Genomic DNA, 25,819 nt, shown 5'->3' with positions numbered 1-25,819 from the left:
TGCGAATGAACCACTTGGTGTCATGGATCCGTGAATAAAAAAGGCGCCCTGTTACAGGGCAGCCTCCTTAGGCCTCTAGCACGAATAGGCGTTGATTAAACCGTCGCAGCCGCTCATCTATGGTCTTCGTAATAAGATTATCATTCCCTGCTGCAATCCGTTGGTCCAGAAGCACGTTAATATGATGCTGGATGGATTCGATCTCTTTCTCTGCTTCATTGCTGTTGAAGAGTCGCTGCAGCTCTCCTGCCGTATTCTTGTACTCATAAATGACAATGCTGTCGTTCCCGGTGACTTGCGTAATTCTGTGCACCGTTCCCGCGTGGTAGTCGTAGCTCATCGTAAAGCCGCGATAAATCCGATTCACTTTACCTGATCCCTTAAAAGCCGCAAACAGTTTGCGTACGGCATTTGTCAGATGGGGAGTAACCAATCGGCACGACAGCTCACAGACGTACAAGCCATTCTTGCGTTCAAAGGGCAAATGAACTTCTTCCCCGCTTTCATCTTCGAGCACGAACACCTGCTCTCCGCTATCCATGACTTTTACCCGGTTAGTAACCCGGAAAGCTTGGGTATACTGCAGAAATTGATCCATTTGAATATCCGTCATTTGCATTGTGGCATTAACATATTCTGTGGCTAACCGCTGAGCCATAAAAATCTCCCTCAATTCTTTTAACTTACTACCATTATACAGCAAATCCAAGCGGTCTTTCCTGCCGTTCGAATGAGAATATCCATCATATTTCATAAAAAAACGGAATTAGCCGGAATCAGAGCGATATTTCCCGCAAGATGCTCACTTTCCTGTAAAGAATTCACCGATTCCCTATATTAGCCTTGAAAAAAATATCACGAAATTAATCGGATCAGGCTTGCTCATTGCCTTCCGTTTCCGAATCCAGATATGGCTCTTCCTCTTCATTCATAGTCCCCATATGGGACTCCATGATGGCCCATAACTCATCTTTACCCAGACCGAGCTCGGATGAAAACATGACAAAAGAGTGATAGGGTTTGAAGCCTAGTGTTTCCTTCACGATCTTTACATGCTTCTCACGGCGCGTTTTCGGAATTTTGTCCGCCTTGGTCGCAACCACGCATACCGGCCGGTTATAATGCTGCAGCCATTCATACATGCTGATGTCATCTTTTGAGGGCGGGTGACGCATGTCCACAATCAGTAATACAAGCTTCAGTTCTTCCCGACTGAGCAAATATCTCTCAATCATTTCGCCAAATGCCGCACGCTGGGTCTTGGATACCTTCGCATAACCATAGCCGGGAAAATCGACCAGATACAGGTCGTCGTTCACCCGATAATAGTTGAGCTGCTGGGTTTTCCCTGGTGTTGCACTGGTTCGGGCCAGGTTCTTACGGGATATCATACGATTAATCAGTGATGACTTGCCCACATTGGAACGCCCTGCCAGAGCAATTTCCGGCAAGGCGTCTTCAGGATATTGAGCAGGTACGACAGCACTGATGACAAACTCGGCTTTCGTAACTTTCATAATTAGACTTTCCTCTCTAGTGCACTCCCGCTTGTTCAACGAGCGCATGCTCCAGAACCTGATCCATATGGGATACCGGAACGAACTCAACGTCGTTCTTCACGCTGTCAGGTATATCACGCAAGTCACGTTCGTTATCCTTAGGGAGTAATATTTTTTTGTAGCCGGCACGGTGGGCTGCCAGGGATTTCTCTTTCAAGCCACCAATCGGAAGAACACGTCCCCGAAGTGTAATCTCCCCCGTCATGGCCACATCACGGGCTACATGCCGTTTGGTTAAAGATGAGATAAGAGCCGTCGCAATCGTAATGCCGGCTGAAGGGCCGTCCTTCGGAATGGCTCCCTCCGGGATATGGATATGGACATCCAGCTTCTCGTGGAAATCCGGATCAATGCCCAGTTCTACCGCCTTCGAGCGGGTAAAACTGAAGGCGGCTTGGGCCGATTCCTTCATCACATCACCCAGTTTCCCCGTCAAGATCAGCTTGCCGGTACCAGGCACCACGGTAACCTCAATGGTCAGCGTCTCGCCGCCCACTTCAGTCCACGCAAGCCCTGTTACCGTGCCTACTTGATCTTCAAGCTCGGCCATACCATAGCGAAACTTCGGAATACCGAGATATTCCTTAATATCGTCAGCCTTAATCTCAATGGATTCCGATTGATTAGTCACGATCTGTTTGGCTGCTTTGCGGCATAGGGCAGCCACTTGCTGCTCCAGATTCCGCACCCCAGATTCACGGGTATATTCCCGGATCACCTTCATGAGTGCTTCCTCGTCCAGAATTAACTGCTCTGGCGCAAGACCATGCTCACTCTTCTGCTTGGGCAGCAAATAACGATTGGCAATCTGCAATTTCTCCAGCTCCGTATAGCCTGGAATGTACAGCACTTCCATCCGGTCCAGGAGCGGTCTTGGAATGTTGTGAAGCACATTCGCCGTTGTGACAAACATGACGTTAGACAAATCAAAAGGAATTTCCACGAAATGATCGCTGAACGTATTGTTTTGCTCAGGGTCAAGTACCTCAAGCAGTGCGGAAGACGGGTCGCCGCGGAAGTCGGAGGCCATCTTATCGATTTCATCCAGCAGGAACACAGGATTCATCGAACCCGCTGTTTTCATGCCTTGAATGATACGTCCCGGCATAGCCCCAACATAAGTGCGCCGGTGACCGCGGATTTCCGCCTCGTCTCGTACTCCGCCTAATGAAACACGAACGAACTTGCGTTCCAAAGATCGGGCAATAGAACGGGCCAGCGATGTTTTACCGACCCCTGGAGGACCAACAAGACATAGAATAGGCCCCTTCATCTTCTTCACCAGCTTTTGGACCGCCAGATATTCCAGCACGCGTTCCTTCGGCTTCTCGAGACCGTAATGATCCTCATCCAGCACTTGCTCCGCTTTGACGATGTCCAGATCATCCTCGGTCTTGTTCGTCCATGGCAGCGCCAATAGCCAATCGACATAGTTCCGAATCACGCCGCCCTCTGCAGAGCTCGCCGGCATTTTCTCGAGTCGGTCGATTTCCTTCTCTACCTTCTCATGTACGCGCTCTGGCAACTCAAGCTCCTGAAGCTGACTTCGAAGTTCCTCTACTTCCCCTGCACGGCCTTCCTTGTCGCCCAGCTCTTTCTGGATGGCCTTCATCTGTTCGCGCAAATAGTATTCCTTCTGGGTCTTCTCCATTTGCTTCTTGACCCGCTGGTTGATCTTGCGCTCCAGTTCCAGCACTTCACGCTCGTTATTCAGTATATCTAGAAGTTTCTCGAGGCGTTTGCGAACATCAATTGTTTCGAGAATTTCTTGCTTATCCTTGATCTTCAGTGACAAATGACTCGTAATGACGTCAGCCAGTCGGCCCGGCTCATCAATATCGGAAACGGCCGCCAGTGTCTCTGGTGTCACCTTCTTCGACAGATTGATATAATTCTCAAACTGAGACAGTACGGTTCGCATTAATGCGGAAACTTCAGGGTCATGATTCTCTTCTTCGGGAAGCTCCCGAGCGATGACCTCATAGTATTCCTCTTGATCCGTATATTCAATAACTTCCGCCCGTTCCATACCCTCCACTAGCACACGTATGGTACCATTAGGAAGCTTAAGCATCTGGCGTACATTCGCAACTGTGCCAATCCGAAAAATATCATCCTGCGTCGGTTCTTCAATGTTCACTTCCGATTGAGAACATAGGAGAATCAAATTGTCTTCAACCATCGCCTTTTCTAAAGCCTTTACCGATTTCTCCCGGCCTACATCCAAGTGAAGCACCATACTTGGATAGACCAACAGACCTCTCAAAGGCAGTAAAGGAAAACGACGACCTTTGGATTTACTGGGTCCCATCGCTTTCGCACCTCCAATGGCTCTCAATGTTGACACTATTCCTATTTTATCAAATCTGCGTATAAAAAACCAACCAAACGAAGCTTAACATCCTCCGGCGTCCGTTATTTTGCCGTTTCGCGGAGGCGTCGCCTGCAGCAATGAAGCGGAAGCGGATGGAAATACCTCGTTTGCAGGGAGCTGTACCACCTCCGGAGCGAACGTTCCACCAAAAATATGGCTGAATACTTCATCCAGCGACTCTACCGGAATTACCCGCAAACCGCCGCTCAAATCCTGAAACAGCGTCTGCCAGTTGTCTTTAGGGATGATGACGCGGGTAGCACCTGCCTGGAATGCCGCCTCCACTTTAGCGATGACCCCGCCTATCGGTTTCACTTTTCCATGAATACTCATCTCGCCAGTCATGGCGACCTTGTTATCGACTTCAATCCCTTTGATGGCTGATACAATTGCTGTTGCCATCGCAATACCGGCGGAAGGACCGTCAATCGGTGTTCCTCCGGGAAAATTGATGTGCAGGTCATAGTTTTTAGGTGTAAAGCCCATCGAACCCAGCACGGTTAGTACATTCTCGATCGAGCCTTTGGCCATGCTCTTGCGACGCAGCTTGCGCGAGCCTCCGCCAAATTCCTCTTCATCCACAACCCCGGTGATATTGTAGGTACCCCGGCCCTCTTCGACAGGAACCGCAGATACTTCAATTTCAAGCAGTGCCCCCATATTCGGGCCATATACGGCCAATCCGTTTACTACGCCAATCTGAGGCTTCTCCGGTATTTTCCGGTCGGGCCTTGGCTGAAGCTGGCTGCTGCTGGCTACCCATTCTACATCCGCCGCTCGCAGCGAATCTCGCTTCTCCGTCAAAGCAAGACCGGCAGCCAATTGAATCATATTGACCGCTTCCCGTCCATTGGAGCAGTACTGCTTCACAACTTCCACCGCTTCAGGCGCTGCATTCAAACCAATTTTCTGAATGGCATCCTCTGCAATTCTCCCAATTTCTTCAGGCAAAAGCGGACGGAAAAAAATCTCCATGCAGCGCGAGCGAAGTGCAGGAGCAATCTCTTCGGGCGAACGTGTCGTAGCACCCACCAGACGGAAGTCTGCCGGAAGGCCATTTTGAAAAATATCGTGTATATAGGCAGGTGTATTGGCATCCTCCGAATTATAATATGCACTTTCGAGCAGTACCTTGCGGTCCTCCAGCACTTTTAAAAGCTTATTCATCTGGATGGGATGCAATTCCCCGATTTCATCAATAAACAGGATCCCCCCATGGGCCTTGGTCACCGCACCCGGCTTCGGCTGAGGAATGCCTGCAACCCCCATGGCACCGGCACCTTGATAAATCGGATCATGAACAGACCCGATGAGCGGGTCGGCAATTCCCCGTTCATCGAAACGAGCCGTCGTTGCGTCGATTTCCGTGAATTTTGCGTCATATTTAAACGGCGATTGCGGATTCTTCTTGGCTTCCTCCATCACGACGCGGGCAGCAGCAGTCTTACCGACCCCCGGGGGTCCGTAAACGATGACATGTTGAGGGTTCGCGCTGCATAGCGCTGCTTTTAAGGCGCGCAAGCCGTCCTTTTGCCCCACGATGTCATCCATCGTTTGCGGCCTTGTTTTCTCAGCGAGCGGTTTCGTTAGCGATATCGACCGGAGTTTGCGGAGTTTATCGAGCTCCTTGCGCGATTCCCGATCCACCGCTGTTTTGCTTGTCTTCTGTCCGCGCAATAAATTCCAAAAATAAATGCCGATGATGACCGCAAAAAACAGTTGCACCAGCATAATTACGATACTTAAATTCACAAGTCATTCCTCCTGTACTCCATTATGTCTTCATCCAAACGTTAATACATGGTAGTATTGCCGATTCCTCGGATGGTAAAACGCGGGAGGGGGAACAAATTGTAAAAGAAGGTGATTTAATCAGGATGCATTAACGAAGTCATAAAGTATCAAAAAGTGGATGGGAGACGTTGTGAGACGTTGTGATGTGAGACGCTCCGCGTACGTATCGTTCCTCCGATCGCTGTTGTTTCCGAATTTCATGAATGACGAGTACCAATGTAGAAATTCGGAAACAGCTTATGCTTTCGATGCGAGTTTTCCGGAGGAAAACTTTCAGCCGAACGCATCCGCTTCTCCGGAATCGATTCGTCCGCTCCGCTGGTGCGGCGCATGGCATCCTTCTTCATCGTGGGGGGTGGGGAGAGTGGAGAACTGAGCTTCAGTTATCAGAAGCTCAGTAAAGAATAGTTACTGTAAAACATACCATTGAAACGAGCTCCTCCTATTACCGCACGTCAGATAAACAAGTTATATTACTTGTCCTATTCGGTCATTGCTACACTTTTGACCGTTTAAAGAAATTTCAAGGATATACCCTGCCTCCCCCTTAAACTCTTTCAAAACAACAAAACGGCAGTCTCTTTGAATCCAGAGACTGCCGTTTTTATTTAAGTGGGGATACATTTCAAAAACCAAGTTATCTAGCTCAGACCGTGGATTTGTGCTTGCGGCCCGGGATTTCGCCGGTTTCCTCGTACACCTTCACGATATGATCGATTTCTTTCTTAAGCTCTTCAACCATGGTCTCTTCCGGTACCTTACGGATCATCTCTCCGTAACGGAAGAGCAAACCTTCACCTCGAGCGCCGGCAATACCAATGTCGGCTTCTCTTGCCTCGCCGGGGCCGTTTACGGCACAGCCCAGAACGGAAACCTTGATCGGAACTTTAATCTTCGAGATGTACTCCTCTACCTCATTGGCAATGGAGAACAAATCGATATCCAGACGACCGCAGGTCGGGCAAGATACCAAGGTTGCCGCATCCGAGATCAGACCGAAGGATTTGAGCAGCTCCCGGCCTACCTTGATCTCTTCCACAGGATCGGCACTCAAGGAAATACGCATCGTGCTGCCGATTCCAAGAGACAACAGCGCGCCAAGTCCGGCAGCACTCTTGACGGTACCCGAGAACAGAGTGCCTGCTTCGGTTATGCCCAGGTGAAGCGGGTATGGTATAACTTCCGCCGCCTTGGTGTAAGCCGCAATTGCCATCGGTACATCAGAGGCTTTAAGAGAAACGATGATATCATGGAAATCCAGTTCTTCCAGGATGCCGATATGATACAAGGCGCTTTCCACCATGGCTTCCGGTGTCGGATACCCGTATTTTTCAATGAGATGATTCTCCAAGGAACCGGCGTTAACTCCGATTCGAATCGGAATCCCCTTCTCTTTGCATGCTTTCACGACAGCTTCGACCTTTTCACGCTTACCGATGTTTCCCGGATTGATCCGGACTTTATCGATACCGTTCTCGATCGCCATCAGGGCAAGCTTGTAGTTAAAATGAATATCCGCCACAAGCGGAATATGAATGCGTTTCTTGATTTCCTTAATGGCTGCAGCTGCTTCCTCATTGTTCACCGTAACGCGAACGATCTGACATCCCGCTTCTTCCAGACGGAGTATCTCGGCAACGGTCGCCTCCACATCTGCTGTTTTGGTGGTGCACATGCTTTGAATAATGACTTCGTTCTTTCCCCCAATAGTGAGATTCCCCACCTTGACGGGCCGTGTGTCTTGTCTCAAAAACATGGTACGATCTCTCCCATATAACGCCAAAGCTCCACTCCAATCAACCCGATTGGGTATAACTGGAAGTGGAGAATCAGCGTAGATTTATTCCACGTCTAATGCGCTAGAGCACATTAGGCGCTTTCTTCTTGTTTCTTATCGTCTTCGTTACTTTTGGCTTGCAGTTCAGGAATCACTTTATCACGAACGACTTGCTCCGTAATGACGCAATCCTTAATATCATCTCTGGACGGCGCTTCGTACATCACATCCAGCATGATGCTTTCAATGATGGAACGCAGTCCGCGTGCGCCGGTATTGCGCTTAATGGCTTCGCGGGCAATCGCTTCTAGCGCGCCTGGCTCAAATTTGAGGTTTACGTTGTCAAATTCAAGCAGCTTTTGGTACTGTTTTGTCAGCGCATTTTTCGGCTCGGACAGAATCCGTACCAATGTTGCCTCATCCAACGGTTCCAGCGTAGAAACAACTGGCAGACGACCAACGAACTCCGGAATCAAGCCGAATTTCAGCAGATCTTCCGGCAGAACCATCGTCAGGTATTCACCTGGCTTAAGATCCTTCTGGTTTTCTCCGGCTGCATTAAAGCCGATGACCTTTTTACCGATCCGGCGTTTAATGTACTGTTCCAATCCGTCAAATGCACCGCCGCAAATGAACAGGATGTTCGTCGTATCGATCTGGATGAATTCCTGATGCGGATGCTTGCGTCCACCTTGCGGAGGCACGGAAGCAACGGTACCTTCAAGAATTTTCAGCAGGGCCTGCTGAACCCCTTCACCGGAAACGTCACGGGTAATGGACGGGTTCTCCGATTTACGAGCCACTTTATCGATCTCATCAATATAGATAATGCCGCGTTCCGCTTTTTCCACATCATAATCCGCTGCTTGAATCAGCTTCAGCAGAATGTTCTCAACATCCTCACCTACATAACCAGCTTCGGTCAGTGAAGTTGCATCTGCAATAGCGAACGGCACGTTGAGAATTTTGGCCATGGTTTGCGCGAGCAATGTTTTACCGGAACCTGTTGGTCCGAGCAGCAAAATATTACTCTTTTGCAATTCAACGTCCTCAATTTTGTTCTGGGTATTGATGCGCTTATAGTGATTGTAAACGGCAACGGAAAGGGACTTCTTCGCTTGATCCTGACCGATTACGTATTGATCCAGAATGTCACGAATATCACGAGGTTTCGGAATATCCTTCAGATCCACTTCTTCCTCATGGCCGAGTTCTTCCTCAACGATCTCTGAACACAAGTCAATACACTCGTCACATATATAAACACCGGGCCCCGCAACCAGCTTGCGGACCTGCTCCTGCGATTTACCGCAGAAGGAGCACTTCAGCTGCCCTTTGTCATCGTTAAATTTAAACATGCTATTACCACCCCTTAAGATTTGGTCGGTGAAGACAGAACATCATCAATAATCCCGTACGCCTTCGCTTCCTCCGCGCTCATGAAAAAGTCGCGGTCCGTATCGCGTTCGATTTTTTCAAGGGGCTGACCCGTGCGCTCCACATAGATTTGATTCAGCTTATGTCTGGTCTTGATGATCCAATCTGCATGGATTTGGATATCGGATGCCTGACCTTGAATGCCTCCGAGCGGCTGATGAATCATCACTTCACTGTTCTCAAGAGCATAGCGTTTGCCTGGCGCTCCTGCAGTAAGCAACAGTGACCCCATGCTGGCAGCCATGCCAACGCAAATCGTGGACACATCAGGCTTGATCAACTGCATCGTATCATATATACCCATCCCGGCTGTAACCGAACCGCCAGGGGAATTGATGTACAAAGAGATGTCTTTTTCCGGATCTTCCGCAGCTAGAAACAGAAGCTGGGCGATGACAAGATTGGCAACATCGTCATCGATCGCACTGCTGAGGAATATTATGCGATCCTTCAGTAATCTTGAGTAGATATCGTAAGATCTTTCGCCTCGACTGGTTTGTTCCACAACCATAGGTACAAGACTCATGCGACCAACCTCTTTTCCTTGAAAAATATACTACAACGTTACAAAAGTTATTCTAACATGTTCACAGCACGATGTCATTTTTTAACCCTGCTTACATCCTATGAACTTGCCAAGAATTATATCCTGCCAACTTGTCTCATTATGTATGTCGAAATTAATAACCAATTCATGTCACATTTAGTAGTAAATTGGCTATTCTTAGTTAAAAATAAGGCACGCATGAAATGTACGTGCCTTATCTAATGTGAGGGCAGCTTTTCGCAGCCGCCTATTTATTATTCTTCAGTTGCTTCTTTCTTCTCAACAGGAGCGCCTTCTACGCTGTTTTCCAACAAGAAGTCGATGGTTTTGCGAAGAAGCAGTTCTTCACGAAGGCTGTCAAGGGAACCGTTAGCACCCAAGATGCTGCGGATTTCATCAGCAGGACGTTTGTATGTGTCAGCCATGTTTTCCAGCTCTTTGTTGATTTCCTCTTCAGATACTTCGAGTTTTTCTTCTTTCGCGATTTGCTCGAGCACGAGGTTGTTGCGAACGCGTTTTGCAGCATCGTCCTTCATTTGACCTTCCAGATCGGCATTCGTTTGGCCGGAGAAGCTAAGGAACATTTCCAGGTTCATGCCTTGCTGGCGAAGACGGTTGTCGAAATCGCGCATCATGTTTTGAACTTCGGATTGAATCATAGCGTCAGGAATTTCAACTTCAGCGTTAGCTGCTGCTTTTTCAACGGCTTCGTTCTCACGAACGCCTTGTGCTTCTTGCTCTTTGCGAGTCAGCAGTTGTTTCTTCAGATCTTCCTTGTACTCATCAAGCGTATCGAATTCACTTACGTCTTTAGCGAATTCATCATCCAGCTCAGGAAGCTGCTTGCGTTTGATTTCGTGAACTTTCACTTTGAAGATAGCTTGTTTGTTAGCCAAATCTTCAGCATGGTAAGTTTCAGGGAATGTCACTTCCACGTTTTTGAAGTCTCCAGTAGCCATTCCGATGACTTGATCTTCAAAACCTGGAATGAACGTGTTGCTTCCAAGCTCAAGGGAATAACGCTCAGCTTGTCCACCTTCGAAAGGAACGCCGTCAACGGAACCATCAAAATCAATCACAACGATATCGCCAGACTGGGAAGCACCTTCGTCGATTACTGTAAGCTCAGCATGACGTTGTTGCAGACGCTCAAGCTCTTCGCTCAGTTCCTCGTCAGAAACCTCAGCAGCTACTGCAGCAACTTCAACACCTTTGTATTCGCCAAGTTTAACTTCTGGTTTTACCGTTACTCTTGCTTTGAACTTAAAAGTTTCGCCTTTAGCGAATTGCTCGATGTCCACTTCTGGACGATCCACAGGGAAGATATCCGCTTGTTCTACAGCTTCGCTGTATACTTCTGGAAGAAGGATGTCGATTGCATCCTGGTACAAGCTCTCAACGCCAAAACGAGCTTCGAAGATCGAGCGAGGTACTTTACCTTTACGGAATCCAGGTACATTTGCTTTTTTGGCTACTTTATTAAAAGCTTTGTCGAGGGCGGATGCAACGCGCTCCGCATCAACCTCAACGTCAAGAACCCCAAGGTTCTTCTCTATTTTTTCCCAAGTTGCTTTCATTTATGCTTTCCCCTCCAAAATAATTCACGTGGTCGACGCAATAATGTATCACGTACCGAATAACCACTATAGTATAAACAACATTAAATTCTTTTTCAAGGGCGAACCCTTATGCTACGATACCGTAAACGTTTTCCAACTCTCGCTAATCTTCCACGCCCGCAGCAACAAATTGTTTAAGAGATCGGTAGGCTCCCTCATAGCGGAACCGCATGGTGTCCGTTATGCCGTAGAGCGGGCGGATTTCCTCCTCATTACGAAACCCTTTCAGACTCTCCGACACAATGTCATGCAGAGCAGCCGCCCATATGTCAAGCGTGGATTCTTCTTCATCCAGCATGGAATGGTAATCTTCGGTGCCGTAAATCGCCATGATGAACTGAGACCATAATTCCTGTGCAAAATAAAATAGTGTCGGTTCATGAATCTCAGTCTGATCGGCCACACGCTCCAAAATTTTCGAAATGGCGTCCGGGAAACTTCCTGGGTCCAAGGGAACCGAATCGATCTCAATCTCGACGGCTTCCTGCCCGCGATGAAGGCTCACATTCCCTTCCATTCCTCTTCTCCGGAGCGTTTGCAGCACCCGAAATTGCAGCAGCGGATGAAGCGGCGTATCATGCAGCCACTCGACCAAAATAGCGTCGATCTCCGGACGGTCCAAATAAGCGAGCTGTTCCAGCGCCAAAATGGTCTGCTCTGTCAGCGGCCCGTTCATGACCGAAGCCAGCAGCTTGTCGGCATATCCGGCATCCTGAGCGACTTTGTCCCTAACCATCTGCCTTGCCATTTCCGCTTCGTCCGGATCATCCTCCTCTGGCTCTGCTTGGGAATCAACCGAACGGGGGACAGCCTGTTCCGGAAATGCGGCTTCAAGCCAGTCGAGGAGCGAATTCCACTCTTCATAATGCCGTTCATTCTGTCCTCCGCATTTCAGCAGAAAGCGCAGAACCTCCATCGCTTCACCGTAACGTTCATTCTCGAGCATAACCGTAAGCTGAATCTGGTAATAATCCAGCGTCTTCGGAAACAGGATGATGTTCTTGTCCTCTTGTTCTTGGGAGTAAGAGTCCTTGATAAGGACACCTCCTTTCTAGTCCTGTTTTTCGTATTCGTTGATTATAGCATATGTACTGCCAAGTTTAAAAAAGGGCTGACATCGCTCGTACTTGGCCACATCCGACAACGGGTGGACGACTATCTTTATATAGTCCAGCGTATATTTTATCAATATAACCCGATATGCTGCTCTCATAATCTTGCAGAACCAAAAAACTTTGCATCTTAAAATAATGATTGAATTTCTCCAGCGTATGTGATAATATATTTTTTGCTTGAAAAATTCCTATGTCCCAGTAGCTCAGCTGGATAGAGCAACGGCCTTCTAAGCCGTCGGTCAGGGGTTCGAATCCCTTCTGGGACGTAAAAGAGGAAGCCGCCACTAGTTATAGTTGGCGGCTTCTTTGCGTATTCCAGAAGGATGATGAACCCAGTATTGGGTTCGTCGGAGCCTATGCTTCGGGAGGACCACTTCGCAGTCGGCCTGTAAAGGCCGCATCCCTTCTGGGACGTAAAAAATGCACCGCCTCTTAGGGGCGGTGTTTTTGCGTCCACGGGGATGAGAACCCCTGGTAGGGGGGCGCCGGAGCCTATGCTTCGGAAGGATTGCTGCGCAGTCGGCCTGCAAAGGTCGCCTCCCTTCGGGGACGTAAAAAATGCACCGCCCTTCGGGGTGGTGTTTTTGCGTCCATGGGGATGAGAACCCCTGTGAGGGGTTCTCATCCCCATACGCTTCGGGAGACCACTTCGCAGTCGGCCTCTAAAGGCCGCATCTCTTCTGAGGTACAATGTGGCGCATGACCTCCATAGCAGCTTCCCAACATCGCGCACAGAACACAAACTCTATCGGACCGTAGGTACGTTATTTCAGAAAAAACGGCCTAATTTGGAATTTAGCGGACACCACAGCCGTTATTTAGCAAATTCACAGGCAAATTACCCTCTTTTGTCATAAATAACGGACTTCAGGTCCGTTACCATACCTGTACGGGAGTTTTTTCCTCAATTAACGGCTCCTGAGTCCGTTAAGGCAACGCAACACGACCGCACAACTCTCTACACCTCTACACCTGCTGCAGACAATCCTATACTACCGCCAAGCACTCCCCCCGCTCCGACTTCTTCACGAAAATAGAAGACAACGCTCTCGCTCGGAGAGGTTGCCCAGTGTACGACGTTCAGAAATACTTGCCTTCCATCGGGTATAGGTAAACCAATTCGTCCGGGCCGTCCTGCTTGGACCACAGTCGGGTAAGGCGCTCTTCATGCTCTTTACTGCGTCCGCTATACTCCGGCACGGCATGGCAATCCCGTTTGGTCACAAACCAGCGGTGAGATTCGCTATTCCTATAAAGTAGATATACGGGTCCTCGATCAGATCCAGCACCTGCTGCAGCGATTCTTCAGGTGATGCTCCAACCCGGCCGATACCCTCTTCTGATAGGAACGACAAGGATAGCGAAACGACAAGTTATTCGGAAAAACATCATTGACTCCTCAGCTTAGATTCCTCCAGTTGGCTGCTCCCCCACTTTTTCATCAGATTAGTTAAGGTATAACGACTATCGAAGTTCTTTCAAAGAAGATAGTGGCCGTCTGCCGCTACCGCGGCCGGCGCCGGGTTGGCGCCCCGCTTCCCACGAAAAAAACTCTGCGAGTTATCTCGCGGAGTTTTTGGCTGAGGATGTTATGCTTACGATTATCGATGGGCTCAGCTGCGCTGATCCATGACCTTACTGCAGCTCCATGTGAATAAGCGGGAATGGCTTCCCGGAGCCGTCCAGCTCGGAGCGGCCGATTTGCACGAATCCGTATTTTTTGTAAAAGGCATGGGCCTTGGGGTTCTGTTCATTCACATCGACTTGCAGCCTCCGCCCCTTCAGCTGTTCGGCATGCCGGATCAGATTCGTTCCCGTACCTTGGCCGTGATGGAGGGGATCCACGAAGAGCATTTCGATTTTGGAGCCATCCAGCCCTATAAATCCAACCGGCTCCTGTTCCGTATTTAAGCACACCCAGATCTCCACGGCTCTCAGAGCTCCGTTTTGCATCATGTCATAATAAAACCGGATGTCTTCCTCCGTCAGGAAATCGTGGGTTTGAGATACGGCACGATGCCACAGCTCCACCAACTGATCATGATACTCTTCTGCATAAGGTGCTATATGAAACGTCATTTTTCATCCACTCCCTTCCAAATTGTTCAGATCTCATAGAAATTCATGATATCGGTAAAATTGCTCTATACTATTATAAAGGAATCCGGTACATTAATCAGAGACTTTATCTTTGTCAGGAAGGAGAGATCAGCATTGCCATTATGGCTTGTATACGCATTGCTGTCGGCGGCCACGGCGGCACTTGTCGCTATTTTCGGAAAAATAGGCCTGCAAAACATCGATGCCAATTCAGCAACGGCCATTCGCTCTGTCATCATGGCACTGTTTCTGCTCGGGGTCGTGGGGGTTCAGGGCAAATTCTCGGAACTCGGTGACATTCTGGTTCAGAAGAAAGCATTAAGCTTCATTGTGCTCAGCGGCATTGCGGGGGCATTGTCCTGGCTGTTTTATTTTCTCGCACTCAAATACGGCAAAGTATCGCAGGTCGGACCTATCGATAAATTGAGCGTTGTCATCGCGGTCATTCTGGCCTTTGTCTTTCTTGGAGAAAAGATATCCTGGATTAACGCAGCCGGCGTTGCACTCATTGCTGTTGGCGCTCTTCTTGTTGCCGTCAAATAATGTTCTACATAAAACCGCTGCTCAGCGGCTTTTTGTCCGCTCCTTTATTGATAAAACCTATCAACATTATCACATTTATATATTTCTAATTATAAGGTGAACATGTCACAATGAGGATAATTCATGGGTGAAGGAGTGTTGTTATGTCAAAGCAAGTATGGAAAGCTTACGATTATGATCGGCAGTTATCGTTTGTCTCGGCTTATGGAAAAGGAGTGGCAGAACTTCTTGCGCCTCAACCCGGAGAAAGGATTCTTGATCTCGGCTGCGGAACCGGTGATTTGGCTTATGAAATCTCCGCTTCGGGTGCTCATGTAACCGGCATGGATGATTCGGCCGAGATGATGGAGCGCGCCAAAAGCAAATATCCTGAATTGACGTTTATGACCGGAGACGGACAGAACTTCGAAACCGAAACGCCGTATGATGCTGTCTTCTCGAATGCCGCCCTACACTGGATGAAGGATGCTGCTGGTGTGGTACGCTCCGTCTATGGCGCACTCAAGCCCGGTGGTCGATTCGTTGCAGAGTTTGGAGGCAAGGGGAATATCGACGGAATTTACCAAGCCTTGAAAACAGTGTTCGCCGATCATTATGGAATTGATGCCGACAGCCGGAATCCGTGGTATTTTCCCAGCTTGGGCCAGTATGCGACCTTGCTTGAATCCCAAGGGTTCCGCGTGCATATCGCCCATCACTTTGACCGTCCTACGAAGCTGCCTGAGGGCAAGGATGGCGTGAAGTATTGGCTGCTGCATTTTGGCGATCGTTTCTTCACTGGATTCTCGGCTGATGAGAAGGACGAAGCCATTGCCCGCATCAGCCAAGCTGCCCAAGCGACACTCTGGCATGAGGATGCGTTTTATGGAGATTACAGGCGCCTGCGTGTCTTTGCAGAGAAGGTTTAGTCATTTTAGGGTTGATTTTCTAAATAGAATGGTTAATAATATGAAAAACTTGAACATGTGATTTTCGTTGATTGGGAGAGTAACTGCACTTGACTTTAGTCCAAGCGAGCCGGGAGGGTGGAAACCGGTACAAAGTCGGCCGTGAAGCGGACCCAGGAGATGGTCTTCCGAAGTGAAATACTGTAGGAAGCCCCGGCTTACACCGTTATCGTATAAAGGTGGTTAAACCCTTCGGTTTAACAACAAGAGTGGTACCGCGAGCACAAGTCCTCGTCTCTTTAAGAGATGAGGGCTTTTTTGATTTTTCTGACGTGTTTTTTCAAAAAGGGGGATTTAATTTGTTAAGTCATTTGATTACTTCAAGCCTTCAACAAGCTGTAAACCAGGTGTGTGAAGCTTTGGGCTCCAAACTGCCGGATTCCACTCCAATCCGCATTGAGCAGCCTGCCAGCATGGAGCATGGGGACTATGCCACCAATATTGCGATGCAGCTTGCGAAGCTGCTTCGTAAGGCTCCGCTGCACATTGCCGAGCTGATTCAAGCCGAGCTTGAGCAGGACGCGTCGTACAAACAACTGGTCTATTCCACGGAGATTGTAGCCCCAGGCTTTATGAATCTGCGTATCGATTGGGAATATTGGGCCGGGCACCACTTTGAACTGCCTCCGGCAGCTAACGAGAAGATTGTCATTGAGCACACTTCCATTAATCCGAACAAATCCGCCCATATCGGCCATCTAAGAAACTCCTGTATCGGAGATACGCTGGTCAGGTTGATGAGGAAGCTTGGTTACGAGGTAGAGGTTCATAATTATATCGACGACCTTGGCAATCAACTGGCAGATACGGTGGTTGGGATGCTCCACACGCCGCTATCGAAGGAACATGCCCGGTTCGGCGATTACTGCTGGGACGTGTACTCAAGTACCAATAAAGCCTATGAAAGGGAGCCTGGGCTGGTTCAGCATCGGACTGAGGTTCTGCACGCACTGGAAGAGGGCAACCAGAATTTATCCTGGATCGGACTGCTCGTTGCCGAGAGAATCGTCAAAGAGCATCTTGAAGAAATGAAGCAGTTCGGCATTGACTATGATCTGCTTGTGTGGGAGAGCAGCATTGTCAGAGAGGGATTTTGGTCGTCCGCTTTCGAACTGTTGAAGAATACGCCGCTCTTCCATCAGGAAACCGAGGGTAAACTTGCAGGCTGCTGGGTGCTCAAGCAAACAGGAACGGAAGCCGTGGACGATCCGGAGTCAGACCACAGTATGGATAAAGTGCTCGTCCGCTCCAATGGCATTCTGACTTACACGGCCAAAGACATCGCCTACCACTTGTGGAAATACGGTGTGCTCTCCAATGATTTTGTATACAAAAAATTCACGGATGAGGTGTGGACGACGAGTACCCATGGCGAGCAGCTCTCTTTCGGCAAAGCAGACATGGTCATCAACGTCATCGATTACAGACAGCAGTACCCGCAGGCGATGGTGAAGCAGGCACTGGAAAGCTTGGGATTCCATAAAGAGGCCGACAAGCTCCGTCATGTCAGCTACGGTGTTGTTTCGTTAAGCCCTTCTGCGGCTGCGGACCTCGGAATCGATACTACCGATGGGAAAGCGTCCTATGCGATGTCCGGACGTCAGGGAATCGGAATTAAAATCACCGAGCTTATCCACCAAGTAGCCAAGGTCATCGAAGATACCCGTTCCGATAAAAACGGTTTGTCCAGTCATACGATCGCAGCCGCCTCCATCCGTTACTACCTGCTTCGCTTTGCACTGCAAACCGAGGTGGTGTTCGATCTGAAGCAGGCCACTGAAATATCAGGAAATACGGGGGTATACCTGCTCTATTCCTACGCGCGTGCACTCAGCGTGCTCAATAAAGCTCAAGAAGCCGGTGTTGCGCCGTCTGTGCCTGCTCGGTTCCCTGCTATGGAAAAAGCGGAGCATGCTCTGCTTCGCCATATCAGTACCTGGCATGATACCCTATACGCCGCCGGGCGGGATCTATCCCCAAGCGCCATCTGCAACTTTACTTATGAGCTGTGCTCTTTGTTCAACAATTTTTATTCGGCATGCCCTATTCTAAAATCGGCGGATGAAGTGCTCCAATTCCGTGTATGGCTCACTTCCTTATTCAAGAACATCCTTGGCGAAGCGCTGGAAGTGCTGGGACTGCCCACGCCAAGCCGGATGTAAATCTCCCTCTGAAGAAATTAACGAATCATGCTGTATTTAAAAAAAGCCACCGTACTAGTCTTGTTGAACAAGTACGGTGGCTATCTTATATATTATTGCAATCCTCTGACGGTCAGTCTGACCTGGACACCATCTGCAGTTGGCTCTTCCTGCAGGGTCCAGTTGACAGCCAGCGCTTCCTTCAAGCGTGCGACTTGCTCCTCCTGGAACTTCAGCCCTTCAATAATGCCTTCACCTACACTAAAATCGGATTCCGAGCTGATGCAAAAGGCTTCCTCCAGCCAGATTTTCAACCCGTTGCGGGTGTTAAACGTAATTTTGTATCCCTCGCTAACGGCCTTCTCCAAATCTTCCCCATGCTCTCCGGCATAAGAGAACAGTTCCTCGTAGTGAAAATGACCATTGTTCGCGACTTGGAATCTTTCTACCTTGCCAGAGCGCACAGCCTCCAGCAGTTGGGAGGAAGTCAGCCCCGATTTTCTGGCATGCTCCAATAAAATGGCGGTATTTTGTGATATTTTAGTAAGCTGCATGCTCGATGCCTCCTCAATATGGTTCGTAAAATACTTTTTCTTCTATTATAAGGCGAAACCGCTAGGATGTCAGACACTTCTCAAAACATACGCTATATTCGCTCCCGATGTATTCACCAATTGGTTCAATCTGGGCATACCCCAGCTTCTTATAAAAATGAACGGCTTCCTTCTGCGGCTCGCCTGTTTCCAAGCGCGAGTCAGGCCGACTGCGAAGTGCCCTCCTGAAGCTTATGCGCAGGCGAACCACTACCAGGGGTTCTCATCCTCATGGACGTTCTTGTCCCAGTCGGGATACGGCCTTCGGCCGACTGCGATGTAATCCTTACGAAGCTTAACCTCCGACGAACCCCATTTGTGGAGTTCATCACCCCTCTGGAATACGTAAAGAAGCTGCCAATCATGGCAGCTTCTTTCTTTTACGTCCCAGAAGGGATTCGAACCCCTGACCGACGGCTTAGAAGGCCGTTGCTCTATCCAGCTGAGCTACTGGGACATATATGTATGAAAATCTTTTAAACAGTAACGAAGTATATTATATCGCATCTTTTGTATTTTTCAAAGAACTTTTTTTCGGAATGGTTCAGAACCGAATCAGGAGCGGGCTTACTGGGTAATATGTATATCATGAAAATGACTTCAGGAGCGTGATATCATGAGACAGCTTTTATCCTCTTTATCGTATTTCAGCATCTTCTTTGCCCCCTTCCTCCTTCCTCTCCTCGTATGGATTTTCTCCCCGGACGCCTATGTTTCCAAGCACGCCCGTCGCGCCCTGTTCTCGCACGTATTTCCCGTCATAGCAGCGATACCGCTGATTTACATGGCCGTTACCTCAGGGTCCTTCGGTTCCATCATTGGATACCTTATCCTCTTCGGCATCCTCTACTTCGGGGCTTTTGTTTATAACGTGATCATGGGCATTCAAGTGCTGAGGGAGTATGCTTATTGAGCATCTTATCCTAAAAGGACCATGCGGTTAACCGTATGGTCTTTCTTGTGTTATTTTGTTGTAATCAGTCCATTTTCTCATTGCCGTCTTCACTTCACAGCCCAGCGTGGATGCCACAAAAACGGTAGCGGCACCATTGTGGTGCCTTTCACCATCCGTGGTGCCGAATCCATACAAAAAGAGATCTGCCCATAGTGCCGGACAGATCTCTTCATTCTTCAAGGCACTAGAAATATTGGGGTCCTTCACTGAGCCTATGATTCAGCTGCTCATATAGCTGGCCTGTAGAAAGCAGCTGCTGCTTGAATGCATCCCGGTCTTCCTCCGCGGTGGATTGAACCGTGTTCTCGAACGCTTCGTCCGTGGCATCAACAAATGCATCATGCATGCTGTTGTCGAACCAATCCACCTCCATGCTGGCGTTGCTGCGCACGATTTTCACCAGCTCATAGCCTCCCAGCGGGGAAGATGGCGTCAGATAAGCCAGCAATGCACTTTCTCCTTCCGCTGCTGGATAGACCTCAACCTCAGCGCAAGGGGCGCCATTTACTTCCGTAATCCGGCGAATTTTTGCATCTCTGATTGCATACATCATACATTCTCCTTCATCAAGATGTGCAGGGACTGCACGATCCTTATTGTTTTCATGTCAAATCGGAGAGCAATCGGAGCTCTTCCATTTGCTGGCGTGTGGCCGGTGTTCCTAATTCGTAGATGGTCCGGTACACCTTGTCCAGGGAGGATTGAAACAAGGCATTGGAGTTTTGTTGCGGTGTGTCCGGCCAAGGAAACAAGTACCCTGTCATTTCTTCGTCCTTCTCCTGCATCATGTCCAGCTCAATCCGAACTTGATCCGCCTCTTCCGGCGTTGCTTCGATCTCCCATTCATAAGCGCTCGCTCCCTGTTCGGTCAACACAGAGCGGCTCTGGACGGAAACGTAGTAGGTCGACTTATTCATGGACGCATCTCTCCTTCTCTTTGATATTCGTCCTCTTTCTTAGTTTTCGTAAAAGGACAGACATTTTATGCCTTCCTTCGGCATATATCTGTATCACTTTGGCGACGTAGGATTAAAAAGATGGGACAGCGTATGACAAAGACAAAGAGAGGATGAACCGTCATGTGCGGAATAACCGGTTTTATACAATGGAGCGGCGATTTGACGCAGGATTCGCAGCTGCTGGTAAAAATGACAGAAAGTTTGGCTCACCGCGGACCTGACGGATCCGGCACTTGGATTTCCAACCCGTGCGCATTCGGTCACCGAAGACTCAGCGTGATCGACCCCGAAAATGGCGCTCAGCCGATGATCATTCATCAGGAAGAGGAAGTCTATGCCATTGTATATAACGGGGAATTATATAACGCTGCGGAGCTTAAAAACGAATTGGTACGACGTGGTCATCGTTTCAATACCAAATGCGACACGGAAGTTTTGTTAGTATCCTATATCGAATGGGGCCCCGATTGTCTGGAACGCCTCAATGGAATATTTGCATTCGCGATTTGGGACAGCGTGCGGGAACAGGTATTTTTGGCTCGGGACCGGGTGGGGGTAAAACCCCTGTTCTACAGCTACATTGACGGAACGCTTGTATTCGGATCGGAACCAAAAGCATTGCTTCAGCATCCGAAGGTGGAGCCTGTGGTCGGGGCAGAGGGGCTTGCTGAAGTATTTATTATCGGTCCGGCCCGAACCCCGGGACACGGTGTCTACAAGGATATTGCAGAGCTTCGTCCTGGTATGGCCATGATCTTTAACCGGGAAGGATTGCGCAAATATACTTACTGGAAACTGGAAAGCAAGCCCCATGAAGATGATGTGAATCAGACGGCAAGCTTCTTGCGCGATCTGCTGCGCGACACCGTTGAACGTCAGCTGGTATCCGATGTACCAGTCTGCTCGCTGTTATCCGGCGGGCTCGATTCCAGCGCGCTTTCGTCGCTGGCCGTCGATTACTACAAGCGGACGGGCCAAGGACAAGTGCACACCTACTCCGTCGATTATGTGGACAACAACAAACATTTTAAATCCCATTCCTTCCAGCCGGGTGCGGATGCGCCATGGATTAAACGGATGCACGAGGAGCTCAGCACAAACCACCATTGGATCGAATTCGACACCCCCGAACTGGTCGAAGCGCTAGATGTCACTACGCAGAAGCGGGACCTCCCGGGAATGGCTGACGTGGACGCCTCCTTGCTCCTCTTCTGCCGTGAGATTAAAAAAGGCGCAACCGTCGCCATATCCGGTGAAGCCGCTGATGAAATATTCGGCGGTTACCCTTGGTTTCACCGGGAAGAAATGCTGAATTCCGGTACTTTCCCATGGTCTGTTGCCCCAGATATGAGAGCCGGGCTGTTGTCTGCCGAGATCCGGGACTGGATCAAGCCGCTGGATTACCTCGGAGACCGCTATACCGATGCGGTAGCCGAAGTGCCGAAGCTGGCCGGGGAGACCGGGCAGCAGGCCAAAATGCGGGTCATGTCCTATCTCAATATCACCCGTTTCATGCCAACGCTCCTCGATCGTAAAGACCGGATGAGCATGGGCGTTGGACTGGAGGTCCGCGTACCTTACACAGATCATCGACTGATCGACTATGTGTGGAACATTCCTTGGAGCATCAAAACGACAGGCGATCGTGAAAAAGGCATTCTGCGCAAAGCCCTTGAAGGTGTGCTTCCGGAAGATGTCCTGTACCGCAAAAAAAGCCCATATCCCAAAACTCACAATCCGAACTATCTGGCAGCCGTCAAAGCGCAGGTGCTGTCCATTCTGGACGATCCTTCTTCGCCGCTGCTTCCGCTCGTCGATACGGCACGAATCCGGGAGCTGGCTTCTTCGCCGGATGCGTCCTCCAATCTCCCTTGGTTCGGTCAATTGATGTCCGGTCCGCAGCTGTTCGCCTACCTGGCCCAGGTGCATTACTGGCTCAAAGAGTATAACGTATCCATACGTTAAGTCCTTATTGTTCTAAAAAATCAAAGAAACCATACCAGCAGTAGGCCGGTATGGTTTCTTTTTATAGCACCTTATTCGGTTATCGCGCCTGCAGGTCCGCTACAAGCTTGCGCAGTGCTTTTCCCCGATGGCTGATCTCCTGTTTCTCTTCCAGGGAAAGCTCGGCCATCGTCTTCTCATGGCTTGGCAGGTAGAACAGCGGGTCATATCCAAATCCGCCCTTTCCGGACGGATCCGACGTGATCCAGCCTTCAACGCTCCCCTCAGCCTCGAGCTTTTCTCCCGAGACCGGATCATACAGCACCAGCACACAGACAAATCGGGCCGGACTTAGCAAGGGCTGCTCCGTATCTTCACCAAGCCTTAATTGTTCCAGTTCACTGAGCAGCTTCTCGTTATTGTCCTCGTCCGCGCCGTGCTCGCCGGCATAACGTGCGGAATAAACGCCGGGCGCACCATTCAGCGCATCCACGCATAATCCGGAATCATCAGCCAGAACAGGCAATCCCAGTGCGTCGCCAACCGCCTTGGCTTTTTTAAATGCATTAGCTGCGAACGTTGCTCCATCCTCAACGACATCCGGCAGATCAGGGTAATCGTACATGCTCTTGACCTCCGTACCGAAAGCAGCAAAAGCATGCGCAAATTCCTTGACTTTCCCTTGATTGCGGGTAGCTACAATTAGCGTGTCTCCAAGTGTCAATGTCATGGGATTATACTCCAGTACCCGCATTCACGGAACCGATTTTAGCTGCGATGGGGCCAAGTGCCTCCTGCTGACGCTCGATGAGCTCGCGGATTCCCTGTTCCCCAAGCTCCAGGATCTGATCCAGCTCCTCACGAGAAAACGGGCTCTCTTCGCCAGTCCCCTGAACCTCAACGAATTTGCCGCTTCCGGTCATGACCAGATTCATATCTACCTTCGCTTTGGAATCCTCTTCATAGTTCAGATCCAGCAGCGCCTGTCCGCCAGCAATGCCCACGCTAATGGAGGCCAGGTAGTCCGTTATCGGAAATACCGCTAGTTTATGTTGTTCTGCAATTTTATTTACCGCTATGGCTAAAGCTACAAATGCTCCTGTAATGGAGGTGGTCCGCGTTCCGCCATCCGCCTGGATTACATCGCAGTCCAGCGTAATTGTCCGCTCGCCAAGAGCATGCAGATTCACAACAGACCTAAGCGCTCTGCCGATCAGCCGCTGAATTTCCATCGTCCGGCCACTGAGTTTACCGCGATTGGCTTCCCGTTGGTTGCGGGATTGTGTTGCGCGCGGCAGCATTGAGTATTCAGCCGTCACCCAGCCCTTTCCTTGTCCTTTCAGAAACGGGGGAACCTTCTCATCCACGGTCGCCGTAATCAGCACCTTGGTGTCTCCCATCTCGATGTACACGGAGCCTTCCGCATATTTATTCACATGGGTCGATAAATTCATCGGTCGAAGCTCATCGCTCTTACGTCCGTTAGATCTCATGTTTTCTGCCTCCTACTTCTTATCGCAATCCTGATTAGCATTCCCTATTCTACCAAAGTGCAGGCACAAAAGCACCTTTTCCGGCGCATATTTCAAAGATAGCGGTGAAGCGTCAAATCGAAATTTCGTTAATGAACTCCGGACGGCCGACAGGCTCGCTATAATTGCGGCTATCCGTTCCAACCACCTCAGAGAGATCATTCATCCGAATTTTCACCTTCGCATCATCCGAATTCTCGGCTACGGTTAGCACGACGGCCTGCAGCAATTCGGTTGGAACCTGCTCTCCCTGCTCAAACATGCTGTCCTGAAGCGATACGGTAACAGCACCGTCCTCACCTTTTTCGACCGATGCAACGGTGGTATCGTCCGGGATGACCTCGACAAGCCCATCACCGTAATGCGGTCCCCGGATCAGTTCATTCAAGGCAGCCTTAACCGCGTCCTGTCCGGTTGGAACAAGTCTTGTAACAGGTACATAATACTGAATGCCGTCAGGCGTCACGGAAGAGAAATAAACGGTAACCGGCGAAGAGGAAGTATACAATGCGTCATCCGCCTTTTGAAGGTTGATACCCATCGCACGTGAAAGCGGACGGTCCAGCGGCGTGTGGTTGACTGGCATTTCCGTCAGTTTGACTCCGTCCACCCATACCTGCATCGACTCGATGCCTTCGTGTCCCGTCAGCGTCCACGTCAACGCCTCCAAGATTCTTCGTTCATCTGCCGCTTGATACTCCGTAAACGATTTATTGAATTCAACAACGGCCAATTTACTCTCCGGATCAACCGTCACATTATGGATCTGCGTACCGGCAGGCAATACCGCCTGGAAGCCCTGTGGAACATAGCCAGCATAGCGGCCTCCGTTCACAAGCACTTCAAGAGATTCTTTCACTGCGCTTGCACCTTCTACCTTCGGAATACCCAAGGTTACAGGTGCCAGCATTCCCCGCGCATCCGAAAGATAAACCGTTGTCTGCGTGCCAATGTCTCCTTGTGCCGCTGTGGATCCGGTCGTGTTCAGCATCTGCTTCTCCACTTGCGCAGGCGGCGGGTCAATCGCCTCCGATTGCTTCCCGGAAAACACGCCGCAGCCGGACAACACGATCGGAACAGCAAGCAGCCCGGCGGCGGAAAGCCTGCGAAGATTACGATTACTACGTTTCATGTATTGTTCCTCCCTAACATTTTTTTGTACAGGTTGTACTCCTATGTATACGAGCCCTTTCCAAAAAAATAACTCGCAGTTTTGTCCTTTCTGGACAAAGGGGGGTGGAAAAAGTACAATCGTCGTAAGCATCTTCATCAACCACGAAAATGAGGTGAGTTCCATCATGGCAGAAAACGATTCAAACATTCCATACAGTCTGAACAGCAAGAAGGTAGCGGAAGCGACACGGAGCCTGCTGCATAAGCGCGGAATCAAGTTGGAGGAAATCGCTGAACTAGTGATGATCCTTCAGAAAAAATACTACCCGAATTTGACTATGGAAGAATGCATGGAGAATGTGGATGCCGTACTTAGCAAACGCGAAGTCCAAAACGCGGTGTTAACCGGAATTCAATTAGATATTTTGGCGGAGGAAGGCAATCTCATATCCCCGCTTCAAGAAATGCTGGCCAATGACGAAGGCTTATACGGCGTGGATGAAATCCTGGCATTTTCCATCGTTAACGTATATGGAAGCATCGGCTTCACGAACTACGGGTATATTGACAAGCTCAAGCCCGGCATTCTCGAGCAATTGAATGATAAATCAAGCGGCCGTGTACATACCTTCCTCGACGATATCGTCGGCGCGGTTGCCGCGGCCGCCAGCAGCCGGATCGCCCATCGTAAGCAAGCGGAGCGGGAGATCGAACTGTTCGGAACGACCGAAGAGCTTCCAAAAGAATAAACCACTCTCCCAAAAAAGGAG

The 25,819-nt window shown here is 49.5% G+C and carries 23 protein-coding genes, 2 tRNA genes and 1 other annotated feature; of the genes, 8 read left to right on the top strand and 17 right to left on the bottom strand.

Annotation, left to right across the window (positions count from 1 at the left end):
* Nucleotides 1-67: 67 nt before the first annotated feature.
* From NYE54_RS08610 to lonB, 4 genes are all read right to left on the bottom strand, one after another.
* Nucleotides 68-658: a non-ribosomal peptide synthetase module gene (locus tag NYE54_RS08610; RefSeq protein ID WP_339271561.1), complete on the bottom strand. Its 591-nt coding sequence runs from the start codon at nt 656-658 to the stop codon at nt 68-70.
* A gap of 214 nt (nt 659-872) precedes the next feature.
* Nucleotides 873-1,517 carry a ribosome biogenesis GTP-binding protein YihA/YsxC gene (gene yihA / locus NYE54_RS08605; protein WP_339271559.1) on the bottom strand — a complete coding sequence of 215 codons (645 nt, stop codon included), beginning with the start codon at nt 1,515-1,517 and terminating at the stop codon, nt 873-875.
* A gap of 16 nt (nt 1,518-1,533) precedes the next feature.
* Nucleotides 1,534-3,870, bottom strand: coding sequence for an endopeptidase La (gene lon, locus NYE54_RS08600; RefSeq protein ID WP_076323111.1), 2,337 nt, complete (start codon nt 3,868-3,870; stop codon nt 1,534-1,536).
* Nucleotides 3,871-3,954: 84 nt separating this feature from the next.
* Nucleotides 3,955-5,685: an ATP-dependent protease LonB gene (gene lonB / locus NYE54_RS08595; RefSeq protein WP_339271557.1), complete on the bottom strand. Its 1,731-nt coding sequence runs from the start codon at nt 5,683-5,685 to the stop codon at nt 3,955-3,957.
* A gap of 187 nt (nt 5,686-5,872) precedes the next feature.
* On the opposite strand from lonB, the gene NYE54_RS08590 reads away from it, so the two are divergent.
* Entirely contained in the window at nt 5,873-6,103 is a 231-nt protein-coding gene (locus NYE54_RS08590; RefSeq protein WP_339271555.1) for a hypothetical protein, read from the top strand.
* Between the two features lie 270 nt (nt 6,104-6,373).
* Here NYE54_RS08590 and ispG read toward each other — a convergent pair whose 3' ends face one another.
* The 5 genes from ispG to NYE54_RS08565 all read right to left on the bottom strand — a co-directional run bounded on the left by ispG (nt 6,374) and on the right by NYE54_RS08565 (nt 12,053).
* Nucleotides 6,374-7,483, bottom strand: a complete 1,110-nt coding sequence (ispG, locus tag NYE54_RS08585) for a flavodoxin-dependent (E)-4-hydroxy-3-methylbut-2-enyl-diphosphate synthase (protein ID WP_076323108.1) — start codon at nt 7,481-7,483, stop codon at nt 6,374-6,376.
* 113 nt (nt 7,484-7,596) lie between these two features.
* A complete protein-coding gene (gene clpX, locus NYE54_RS08580) occupies nt 7,597-8,862 on the bottom strand; it encodes an ATP-dependent protease ATP-binding subunit ClpX (protein ID WP_076323107.1) in 1,266 nt (421 codons plus the stop codon).
* Between the two features lie 14 nt (nt 8,863-8,876).
* Nucleotides 8,877-9,467: an ATP-dependent Clp endopeptidase proteolytic subunit ClpP gene (clpP, locus tag NYE54_RS08575; protein WP_006208779.1), complete on the bottom strand. Its 591-nt coding sequence runs from the start codon at nt 9,465-9,467 to the stop codon at nt 8,877-8,879.
* A gap of 275 nt (nt 9,468-9,742) precedes the next feature.
* On the bottom strand, nt 9,743-11,065 hold the full coding sequence (gene tig, locus NYE54_RS08570) for a trigger factor (RefSeq protein WP_339271553.1): 1,323 nt from the start codon (nt 11,063-11,065) through the stop codon (nt 9,743-9,745).
* A 145-nt stretch (nt 11,066-11,210) separates the two neighbouring features.
* The gene (locus tag NYE54_RS08565) at nt 11,211-12,053 is read right to left on the bottom strand and encodes a hypothetical protein (RefSeq protein ID WP_339271551.1); all 843 of its coding nucleotides are present in this window, start codon (nt 12,051-12,053) and stop codon (nt 11,211-11,213) included.
* Between the two features lie 361 nt (nt 12,054-12,414).
* Here NYE54_RS08565 and NYE54_RS08560 point away from each other — a divergent pair.
* Nucleotides 12,415-12,488, top strand: a tRNA-Arg gene (locus NYE54_RS08560).
* 1,369 nt (nt 12,489-13,857) lie between these two features.
* Here NYE54_RS08560 and NYE54_RS08555 read toward each other — a convergent pair.
* Nucleotides 13,858-14,301, bottom strand: a complete 444-nt coding sequence (locus NYE54_RS08555; protein WP_339271549.1) for an acetyltransferase — start codon at nt 14,299-14,301, stop codon at nt 13,858-13,860.
* Nucleotides 14,302-14,436: 135 nt separating this feature from the next.
* Between NYE54_RS08555 and NYE54_RS08550 the strand changes: the two genes are divergently transcribed.
* From NYE54_RS08550 to argS, 3 genes are all read left to right on the top strand, one after another.
* A complete protein-coding gene (locus NYE54_RS08550) occupies nt 14,437-14,865 on the top strand; it encodes an EamA family transporter (protein WP_076323103.1) in 429 nt (142 codons plus the stop codon).
* A 143-nt stretch (nt 14,866-15,008) separates the two neighbouring features.
* On the top strand, nt 15,009-15,773 hold the full coding sequence (locus NYE54_RS08545) for a class I SAM-dependent methyltransferase (RefSeq protein ID WP_076323102.1): 765 nt from the start codon (nt 15,009-15,011) through the stop codon (nt 15,771-15,773).
* A 58-nt stretch (nt 15,774-15,831) separates the two neighbouring features.
* Nucleotides 15,832-16,054: a binding site (T-box leader), on the top strand.
* Nucleotides 16,055-16,111: 57 nt separating this feature from the next.
* Entirely contained in the window at nt 16,112-17,974 is a 1,863-nt protein-coding gene (gene argS, locus NYE54_RS08540) for an arginine--tRNA ligase (protein ID WP_339271546.1), read from the top strand.
* A 92-nt stretch (nt 17,975-18,066) separates the two neighbouring features.
* Here argS and NYE54_RS08535 read toward each other — a convergent pair whose 3' ends face one another.
* A complete protein-coding gene (locus NYE54_RS08535) occupies nt 18,067-18,507 on the bottom strand; it encodes a hypothetical protein (protein WP_339271544.1) in 441 nt (146 codons plus the stop codon).
* A 422-nt stretch (nt 18,508-18,929) separates the two neighbouring features.
* Nucleotides 18,930-19,003: transfer RNA gene (locus tag NYE54_RS08530), tRNA-Arg, on the bottom strand.
* 159 nt (nt 19,004-19,162) lie between these two features.
* Here NYE54_RS08530 and NYE54_RS08525 point away from each other — a divergent pair.
* Nucleotides 19,163-19,459, top strand: a complete 297-nt coding sequence (locus NYE54_RS08525; protein WP_339271543.1) for a DUF4870 domain-containing protein — start codon at nt 19,163-19,165, stop codon at nt 19,457-19,459.
* A 226-nt stretch (nt 19,460-19,685) separates the two neighbouring features.
* On the opposite strand, the gene NYE54_RS08520 is transcribed toward NYE54_RS08525, so the two are convergent.
* Both NYE54_RS08520 and NYE54_RS08515 read right to left on the bottom strand, forming a co-directional pair.
* Entirely contained in the window at nt 19,686-20,051 is a 366-nt protein-coding gene (locus tag NYE54_RS08520; protein ID WP_339271541.1) for a hypothetical protein, read from the bottom strand.
* A 52-nt stretch (nt 20,052-20,103) separates the two neighbouring features.
* Entirely contained in the window at nt 20,104-20,418 is a 315-nt protein-coding gene (locus NYE54_RS08515) for a hypothetical protein (RefSeq protein WP_100540785.1), read from the bottom strand.
* 162 nt (nt 20,419-20,580) lie between these two features.
* On the opposite strand from NYE54_RS08515, the gene asnB reads away from it, so the two are divergent.
* Nucleotides 20,581-22,425, top strand: coding sequence for an asparagine synthase (glutamine-hydrolyzing) (gene asnB, locus NYE54_RS08510; protein WP_339271539.1), 1,845 nt, complete (start codon nt 20,581-20,583; stop codon nt 22,423-22,425).
* Nucleotides 22,426-22,504: 79 nt separating this feature from the next.
* Here asnB and NYE54_RS08505 read toward each other — a convergent pair whose 3' ends face one another.
* From NYE54_RS08505 to NYE54_RS08495, 3 genes are all read right to left on the bottom strand, one after another.
* On the bottom strand, nt 22,505-23,134 hold the full coding sequence (locus NYE54_RS08505) for an XTP/dITP diphosphatase (protein WP_339222475.1): 630 nt from the start codon (nt 23,132-23,134) through the stop codon (nt 22,505-22,507).
* A gap of 4 nt (nt 23,135-23,138) precedes the next feature.
* Entirely contained in the window at nt 23,139-23,897 is a 759-nt protein-coding gene (gene rph, locus NYE54_RS08500) for a ribonuclease PH (RefSeq protein WP_076323095.1), read from the bottom strand.
* A 112-nt stretch (nt 23,898-24,009) separates the two neighbouring features.
* Complete coding sequence (locus NYE54_RS08495; RefSeq protein WP_339271536.1) at nt 24,010-25,068, bottom strand: GerMN domain-containing protein; 1,059 nt, start codon at nt 25,066-25,068, stop codon at nt 24,010-24,012.
* A 166-nt stretch (nt 25,069-25,234) separates the two neighbouring features.
* Here NYE54_RS08495 and NYE54_RS08490 point away from each other — a divergent pair, with 166 nt between their 5' ends.
* Nucleotides 25,235-25,798, top strand: coding sequence for a phosphatidylglycerophosphatase A (locus tag NYE54_RS08490; protein ID WP_076323093.1), 564 nt, complete (start codon nt 25,235-25,237; stop codon nt 25,796-25,798).
* The last annotated feature ends 21 nt before the right edge of the window (nt 25,799-25,819 follow it).

Origin of the sequence: Paenibacillus sp. FSL K6-1330 (assembly GCF_037976825.1) — a bacterium.
Classification (GTDB): domain Bacteria; phylum Bacillota; class Bacilli; order Paenibacillales; family Paenibacillaceae; genus Paenibacillus_AQ.
This window is presented reverse-complemented; position numbering and strand designations above follow the sequence as displayed.

Bases quoted from the DNA above. Each gene is read 5' to 3' on its own strand.
- asnB (WP_339271539.1), top strand. From the start codon at position 20,581: ATGTGCGGAATAACCGGTTTTATACAATGGAGCGGCGATTTGACGCAG.
- NYE54_RS08555 (WP_339271549.1), bottom strand. From the start codon at position 14,301: ATGACGTTTCATATAGCACCTTATGCAGAAGAGTATCATGATCAGTTG.
- yihA (WP_339271559.1), bottom strand. From the start codon at position 1,517: ATGAAAGTTACGAAAGCCGAGTTTGTCATCAGTGCTGTCGTACCTGCT.
- NYE54_RS08495 (WP_339271536.1), bottom strand. From the start codon at position 25,068: ATGAAACGTAGTAATCGTAATCTTCGCAGGCTTTCCGCCGCCGGGCTG.
- NYE54_RS08535 (WP_339271544.1), bottom strand. From the start codon at position 18,507: ATGCAGCTTACTAAAATATCACAAAATACCGCCATTTTATTGGAGCAT.
- clpP (WP_006208779.1), bottom strand. From the start codon at position 9,467: ATGAGTCTTGTACCTATGGTTGTGGAACAAACCAGTCGAGGCGAAAGA.
- NYE54_RS08610 (WP_339271561.1), bottom strand. From the start codon at position 658: ATGGCTCAGCGGTTAGCCACAGAATATGTTAATGCCACAATGCAAATG.
- lon (WP_076323111.1), bottom strand. From the start codon at position 3,870: ATGGGACCCAGTAAATCCAAAGGTCGTCGTTTTCCTTTACTGCCTTTG.
- NYE54_RS08490 (WP_076323093.1), top strand. From the start codon at position 25,235: ATGGCAGAAAACGATTCAAACATTCCATACAGTCTGAACAGCAAGAAG.
- NYE54_RS08565 (WP_339271551.1), bottom strand. From the start codon at position 12,053: ATGCTCGAGAATGAACGTTACGGTGAAGCGATGGAGGTTCTGCGCTTT.
- clpX (WP_076323107.1), bottom strand. From the start codon at position 8,862: ATGTTTAAATTTAACGATGACAAAGGGCAGCTGAAGTGCTCCTTCTGC.
- ispG (WP_076323108.1), bottom strand. From the start codon at position 7,483: ATGTTTTTGAGACAAGACACACGGCCCGTCAAGGTGGGGAATCTCACT.
- rph (WP_076323095.1), bottom strand. From the start codon at position 23,897: ATGAGATCTAACGGACGTAAGAGCGATGAGCTTCGACCGATGAATTTA.
- NYE54_RS08505 (WP_339222475.1), bottom strand. From the start codon at position 23,134: ATGACATTGACACTTGGAGACACGCTAATTGTAGCTACCCGCAATCAA.
- NYE54_RS08545 (WP_076323102.1), top strand. From the start codon at position 15,009: ATGTCAAAGCAAGTATGGAAAGCTTACGATTATGATCGGCAGTTATCG.
- tig (WP_339271553.1), bottom strand. From the start codon at position 11,065: ATGAAAGCAACTTGGGAAAAAATAGAGAAGAACCTTGGGGTTCTTGAC.
- NYE54_RS08520 (WP_339271541.1), bottom strand. From the start codon at position 20,051: ATGTATGCAATCAGAGATGCAAAAATTCGCCGGATTACGGAAGTAAAT.
- NYE54_RS08525 (WP_339271543.1), top strand. From the start codon at position 19,163: ATGAGACAGCTTTTATCCTCTTTATCGTATTTCAGCATCTTCTTTGCC.
- NYE54_RS08515 (WP_100540785.1), bottom strand. From the start codon at position 20,418: ATGAATAAGTCGACCTACTACGTTTCCGTCCAGAGCCGCTCTGTGTTG.